The following is a 6584-nucleotide window of genomic DNA, read 5'->3' as shown; positions in this document are numbered from 1 at the left end:
CTGCCGCCAAAGCCGGTAGTCCATTACTGTGTCCCATGACTAACTCGTCGTATCGTTTTATCAGGCGGGCATCTAGCCCAGTCATTTGATATCCATGCCGTCCCTTTATAGACCAGGATGGGGAGATGTGTAGATACCTATGCTCATCGCTGGCAAGCCAGCTCCCACAGGTTCAGCGGTGTACATGAATCCTGTGTACGACCCGGATACTGTGGGAGCTGGCTTGCCAGCGATAGCGGTGTGTCAGTCGCCGTAGATGTCGGACTTGAAATACTTGTCGGAAATCTTCTGATATTCGCCACTCGCGCGAATGCCATCAATCGCGCTGTTCAGCTCGGACACCAATTCAGTGTTGCCCTTGCGCACCGCAATCCCCGCGCCCTCGCCCACATATTTCGGATCTTTCAATTCCGGCCCGACAAACGCGTAACCCTTGCCACGCGGCATGTTCAGGAAGTCATTGAGCGGAATGGTGTCGGCAAAAATCGCGTCGAGGCGACCGGCCGCCAGGTCCATATAAATCTCTTCGTTGTTGCTGTAACGCTTGACGTTGATGCCCTTCGGCTCGAACACCTCGGTCGCATAACGATCAGTGGTAGTCGCGCGCTGCACGCCGACGTTTTTGCCCTTGAGGCTCGCGTACTGGTCATCGACTGTCGCGCCGTCCTTCATCACCAGCCGCGAGGAGGTGAAATAGTATTTGTGGGTGAAATCCACGGACTTCTTGCGGTCTTCGTTGATGGTCATGGACGACAGCGCCAGGTCGATTTTCTTCACTTTGAGGGAAGGGATCAGACCGTCGAACTCGCCCTCGACCCACACGCATTTGGCCTTCATCTGCGCGCACAAGGCGTTGCCGATGTCGTAGTCGAAACCGACGATCTCGCCTTTGTCAGTCTTGGAGGCAAACGGTGGATAGGCTGCTTCGATACCGATGCGCAGGGTTTTCTCGGCGGCAAACACGCTGCTGCACGCCAACAGGCTGAGGGCCAGACCGGTAATGAGGGGGAGTTTCTTCATGTTCATTCTCTCGCGGGTTGTTGTTGGTTTGGCAAGATGAAAGAGGAGCAACAGCAAACTATTTTGTACTTATAAATCCATACTGGACTTATAGGTACAAGCCGTCAATCGGGGAGAAGAGTGTGTCTGCGAGGTTTTTGGTGTGGGAGATGGCCTCATCGCTGGCAAGCCAGCTCCCACAGGGTTCAGCGGTGTACAAAAAATCTGCGCACGACGCAAAACACTGTGAGAGCTGGCTTGCCAGCGATGACTGACTGAAGAACGCTACAGAGCTATTTGTTCCAGCGATCCGCCGCCGCATGATCACTGTCCCGCCCCTCGACCCAACGCGGGCCGTCACTGGTGTTTTCTTTTTTCCAGAACGGCGCACGGGTTTTCAGGTAGTCCATGACAAACGCGCAGGCATCGAACGCAGCCTGACGGTGGGCACTGGCGGCGGCGACGAACACGATCGGTTCGCCCGGCTCCAGCGCGCCGATGCGGTGCAGCACTTCGAGTTTCAACAGCGGCCAGCGCTGTTCGGCTTCAAGAGCAATTTTGCCCAAGGCCTTTTCGGTCATGCCTGGATAGTGTTCAAGAAACATCCCGGCCACATCCAGCCCATCGTTGAAGTCGCGCACGTAGCCGACAAAACTCACTACCGCGCCAACACCGACATTCGCCGCATGCATCGCGTTGACCTCGGCACCGGGATCGAACGGTTCGGACTGCACCCGAATCGCCATCGTTCAGCCTCCGGTCACAGTGGGGAAAAACGCCACTTCGTCGCCATCGACCAGCGGCTCATCGAGCTGACACAGGTCTTCATTACGCGCGCACATCAGGTTCTGCTCGCTCAACACCTCGGCGCCATCACGTTTGGCCAGGAGCGCGCGCACGTCATCGACGGTGGCGAAATCGCCTTCAACCTGCACCGAATCCACACCGAGCGCTTCACGGTAACGGGCGAAAAACTTCACGGTCAGCTTCATGCCTGATCCGCCTGAAAGTGCCCGCTCTTGCCGCCGACTTTCTCCAGCAGGCGCACGCTTTCGATGGTCATGCCACGATCCACGGCTTTGCACATGTCATAAATGGTCAGAGCGGCGACGCTGGCAGCGGTCAACGCTTCCATTTCAACGCCGGTCTGCCCGGACAGTTTGCAACGGGCGACGATACGCACCGCGTCGTCACCTTCAGCGCTGAGTTCGACTTTGACGCCGGTCAGCATCAGCGGATGGCACAGCGGAATCAGATCGCTGGTTTTCTTCGCCGCTTGAATGCCGGCAATGCGCGCCACGGCAAACACGTCACCCTTGGGATGGCCGCCGCTGACGATCATCTGCAACGTTTCGGGGAGCATGCGCACCAGCGCTTGAGCCGTCGCCTCACGGAACGTCACGGCTTTGTCGGTGACGTCGACCATGTTGGCGCGACCTTGGGAATCGAGATGAGTCAGCACGGGATTACTCCTGATCAGGAGCGCCGATTGTAAACCTGCGGGTCAATTTCCCGCACATAAAAAACCGGGCGGCTTTTCGGCCGCCCGGTTTTTTGTGCCGAGTTACAAATGCGTTTCGGCGTATTCGGCCAGGATCGAACGCGGCACCCCTTGCAGGGTGATGTGCACACCGTTAGGGAAATCCTTGAAGCGTTCCGTCAGGTAAGTCAGCCCGGAACTGGTCGCGGACAGGTAAGGGGTGTCGATTTGTGCGAGGTTGCCCAGGCACACCACTTTCGAACCGGCGCCGGCACGGGTGATGATGGTTTTCATCTGGTGCGGCGTGAGGTTCTGGCATTCGTCGATCAGGATCAGGCTCTGCTGGAAGCTGCGACCGCGAATGTAGTTGAGCGATTTGAACTGCAACGGCACTTTGCTGAGGATGTAGTCGACGCTGCCATGGGTGTTTTCATCATCCATGTGCAAGGCTTCGAGGTTGTCGGTGATGGCGCCCAGCCAAGGCTCCATTTTTTCCGCTTCGGTGCCCGGCAGAAAGCCGATTTCCTGGTCCAGGCCCTGCACGCTGCGGGTGGCGATGATGCGGCGATAGCGTTTGCTGACCATGGTCTGCTCGATCGCAGCAGCCAGCGCCAGAATGGTTTTACCCGAGCCGGCGGCGCCGGACAGGTTGACCAGATGAATGTCCGGGTCGAGCAGTGCGTACAGCGCCAGGCTCTGGTAGATATCACGCGGTTTCAGGCCCCAGGCTTCCTGGTGCAACAGGGGTTCCTGATGCAGATCGAGAATCAGCAGCTTGTCTTCGTCGATCTCCTTGATCCAGCCGACAAAGCCCTGTTCGTCGATGATGAACTCGTTGATGTGCACTGCCGGCAGGTTGTCGATCATCCGCACCTGGTGCCAGGTACGGCCGTGGTCCTGGCGGGTTTCGACATTTTTCACCAGATCCCAGAAGGAGCCGGTCATGTTGTGGTAGCCGTTGGGCAGCAAGGACACGTCGTCAACCAACTGGTCGGTGCTGTAATCCTCGGCCGCGATCCCGCAGGCGCGCGCCTTGAGGCGCATGTTGATGTCTTTGGTGACCAGCACCACCGGTTTTTTCGGCTCGCGGGTGTGCAGGTCGATCAGTTGGTTGATGATTTTGTTGTCGTTCAGATGCTCAGGCAGAATCAGGTTCGATTCGGCCTGCTTGCTCATCAGAATTGACAGCAAGCCCTTCGGCCCTCCCTTGCCGCGCTGGATCGGCACACCCAGTTCGACGTCTTCGGGTGAAGCATCGCCCAGGGTCTTGTCGATCAGCCGGATCGCCTGGCGGCATTCGGCGGCCACGCTGTGATGCCCGCTCTTGAGCTTGTCCAGCTCTTCAAGCACGGTCATCGGGATCGCAACGTGGTGTTCTTCGAAATTCAGCAGGGCGTTTGGATCGTGAATCAGTACGTTGGTATCGAGTACATAAAGGATTGGCTGGTTGGAAGGGCTACGTCCGTGATCATCCATACTCGGTCACCTTTGTCAGAGCCATTCGACGCAATACCGCTACAGTGCTGCGCCTCGAAGTGACTGCCGATTCATCTGCCGGGCTTTTATTGAAAGAGGCAGGTGACTTGCACACAAACTGGGTCTTGGGAGACGCCACCTGTGTTGCAGGTTTCGGCGGTCTGTCTTCGTAATACTCCAAAACCTGTGACAGGAAAAAGCACTTTGACGCTTTTTTGAAGTTTATTTTGCAAAGTGACGAATAGCCCTTGGCGGACTGCCCGCCCCCCGTTAGAGTCGGAAGTCCGCCTGTATCGATTCCTGCAAAAAAATCACCCCCAGCCCAATGTTTGCGGGCTTTCGTCGTTTCTCAGCGAAACGCGTCCTGACAGTCTTCCCAACCGATACCGCTCTGCGACGTTTGCGTGATCAGCCACGGCATCGCGGTCTTCACCGCGTCCTGTTTCATGTTGAAATTGATCACTCCGTGACGCCACAACAGCATCAGGGTCAGTACGCGTTGCGCACTGGCGGTGCCCTTGAGTTTGCCGGCGCCGTCCTGCGCGTCGATGTCCCACAGCGCCACTTGCAGGCCCTGGCTGTTGAAAAAATCCTGTGCATCGCTGCGGCGCTGGCCATCCGGCGGACGGAACAGCGGCACGTAGTTTTCCGGTAATTTGTTTTTCACCAGATCGGCACTGCGCCGCACCGAGTCCTGCCAGTCCTGCCAGTGGCTGTGACTGCGGAACTCCCAGCCCTGCACGCCAACGCATTGCTGCGAGAATGAGGCTTGCAAGCTGGCCGCCGAGCGCTCGCTCAAGCGCGCCTGAATATCCTTGCCCAACATGAAGAACGTGGCGCTCATGTTTGACTTGCGCAGGTATTCGGTCAGCCAGTTGGCATTGTCCGGTTGCGCGTTGGCGGCGCTGTCGAAGGTCAGCAGAAACAGCCGGTCGTGCATTGCGTCGCCACTGCGCTCGTAGTCGCCAAAACGATCGACTTCGCTGGTGGTCTGCGGTGACAGTGCGGCTTTGCGCATCAGCTCGTCCAGATACTGCAAATGGAAGATCCGGCTCGGTTCGGCCCATTTGATGTAATAGCTGTCGTCGCCAAGCTGAAACTTGCCGGCTTCTTCACGCAAAGTGGCCATGTCTTCGACGAGGAAGCAGAACGAGGCGTCCTGATCGCAGCTCTGCTGGGCGAAGTTGTAGCCGGCAAGCAGACGCTGCCACAGGCGCTCGCGCAGGCTGTTGATTGCGTCCAGATTGATCGTGCGCAGGCCCAGGCGTTGCGCCAGTGCGGCTTCGGTCATCGATTCGGTGCCGAGCAGGCCGCGGGCGAACATCAGGATTTCGGCGCGCGAGGCGACGTCGAACAGGGTCGGGTTGTCGAGTTTTTCCGGCCAGGTGTTGCGATCCAGCGTTGCGATGTCGCCGGGTGCCGCAATGGCCCCGCAGCTCAACAGCCACGCGGTGAATAAAAGAACAATGCGCAATGGGACGTCTCCATAACAAAACCCGCGCGGCACTATAGCTGATGTGCAAGGTTCGAGGACGCTGCCCTCACCCGATGGAAAAATCCCCCAGCCGTCGCAAATGTGCGCACTAACACATACCTATAACCCCCATAGCTGGAGTCAACGCAGCCAACCCCCTAGAATCGCCCCCACGATTAAAGGAGACGACTTCATGCTGATGGTGATTTCCCCCGCCAAGACCCTCGATTACCAAACACCGCCGGCGACCCAGCGTTTCACCCAGCCGCAGTACCTCGACCATTCCCAGGAGCTGATCCAGCAATTGCGCGAGCTGACGCCGGCGCAGATCAGCGAGTTGATGCACGTCTCCGACAAGATCGGCGGTCTGAACGCGGCGCGTTTTGGCAGCTGGACGCCAGCGTTCACCCCGGAAAACGCCAAGCAGGCGTTGCTGGCGTTCAAGGGCGACGTGTACACCGGCCTCGACGCTCAATCATTCAGCGAAGCCGACTTCGATTACGCACAACAACACCTGCGCATGCTCTCCGGGCTGTACGGCCTGCTGCGCCCACTCGACCTGATGCAGCCGTATCGTCTGGAAATGGGCACCAAACTGCCCAACGCGCGCGGCAAGGATTTGTACGCGTTCTGGGGCACACGCATCAGCGACTGGCTGAACGAAGCGCTGGCCGATCAGGGCGATGACGTGTTGCTGAATCTGGCGTCCAACGAGTACTTCTCGGCGGTCAAGCGCAACGCGCTGAACGCGCGGATCATCAACACCGAGTTCAAGGACATGAAGAACGGCCAATACAAAATCATCAGTTTCTACGCCAAAAAAGCCCGAGGCCTGATGAGCCGTTTCGTGATCCAGGAACGCATCAACGATCCCGCCGCCCTCAAGCAGTTCGATGCTCAAGGTTATCGCTTCAGTGCCGAACAGTCTAAACCGGACAATCTGGTGTTTCTGCGCGATCACGCCCCCGAATAAAGCATGCCCATTGCACGACTCTTTATTACAAGAGTCGTGCACCTCGCACGATGTCAAAAAACCCTCGCTAGTTTCCGCCGTTTTCTTGGCGCCATAAAACTACGCCCCTGTTTTCTAATTTTAGTTTCACTCGACACTTGTCATTTTTTTCAGTAGTGGCACGCAAATTTTTTCTCTGTAGT

At 57.5% G+C, this 6584-nt stretch carries 7 protein-coding genes; 1 reads left to right on the top strand and 6 read right to left on the bottom strand.

From position 1 onward, the window contains the following. Positions 1-243: 243 nt before the first annotated feature. The 6 genes from ACP7EE_RS23280 to ACP7EE_RS23255 all read right to left on the bottom strand — a co-directional run bounded on the left by ACP7EE_RS23280 (position 244) and on the right by ACP7EE_RS23255 (position 5429). Positions 244-1020 carry an ABC transporter substrate-binding protein gene (locus tag ACP7EE_RS23280; RefSeq protein ID WP_426237039.1) on the bottom strand — a complete coding sequence of 259 codons (777 nt, stop codon included), beginning with the start codon at positions 1018-1020 and terminating at the stop codon, positions 244-246. 272 nt (positions 1021-1292) lie between these two features. Then, positions 1293-1745, bottom strand: a complete 453-nt coding sequence (gene moaE / locus ACP7EE_RS23275; RefSeq protein WP_426202369.1) for a molybdopterin synthase catalytic subunit MoaE — start codon at positions 1743-1745, stop codon at positions 1293-1295. 3 nt (positions 1746-1748) lie between these two features. After that, positions 1749-1991 (bottom strand): molybdopterin converting factor subunit 1, encoded by a 243-nt coding sequence (gene moaD / locus ACP7EE_RS23270; protein ID WP_426237037.1) that lies wholly within the window; start codon positions 1989-1991, stop codon positions 1749-1751. Then, on the bottom strand, positions 1988-2461 hold the full coding sequence (gene moaC / locus ACP7EE_RS23265; protein ID WP_426237035.1) for a cyclic pyranopterin monophosphate synthase MoaC: 474 nt from the start codon (positions 2459-2461) through the stop codon (positions 1988-1990). The genes moaD and moaC overlap by 4 nt, the downstream gene beginning before the upstream one ends. Positions 2462-2563: 102 nt before the next feature. Continuing rightward, entirely contained in the window at positions 2564-3955 is a 1392-nt protein-coding gene (locus ACP7EE_RS23260; RefSeq protein ID WP_420647724.1) for a PhoH family protein, read from the bottom strand. Positions 3956-4304: 349 nt separating this feature from the next. Beyond that, complete coding sequence (locus ACP7EE_RS23255; protein ID WP_426237033.1) at positions 4305-5429, bottom strand: polysaccharide deacetylase family protein; 1125 nt, start codon at positions 5427-5429, stop codon at positions 4305-4307. 193 nt (positions 5430-5622) lie between these two features. Between ACP7EE_RS23255 and yaaA the strand changes: the two genes are divergently transcribed. Next, positions 5623-6402, top strand: a complete 780-nt coding sequence (gene yaaA / locus ACP7EE_RS23250; RefSeq protein WP_426202376.1) for a peroxide stress protein YaaA — start codon at positions 5623-5625, stop codon at positions 6400-6402. Positions 6403-6584: the final 182 nt, after the last annotated feature.

It is taken from the genome of Pseudomonas sp. TWP3-2 (assembly GCF_049897765.1).
GTDB lineage: Bacteria > Pseudomonadota > Gammaproteobacteria > Pseudomonadales > Pseudomonadaceae > Aquipseudomonas.
The sequence above is the reverse complement of the archived record's forward strand: the minus strand, read 5'-3'. Positions and strand labels throughout refer to the sequence as shown.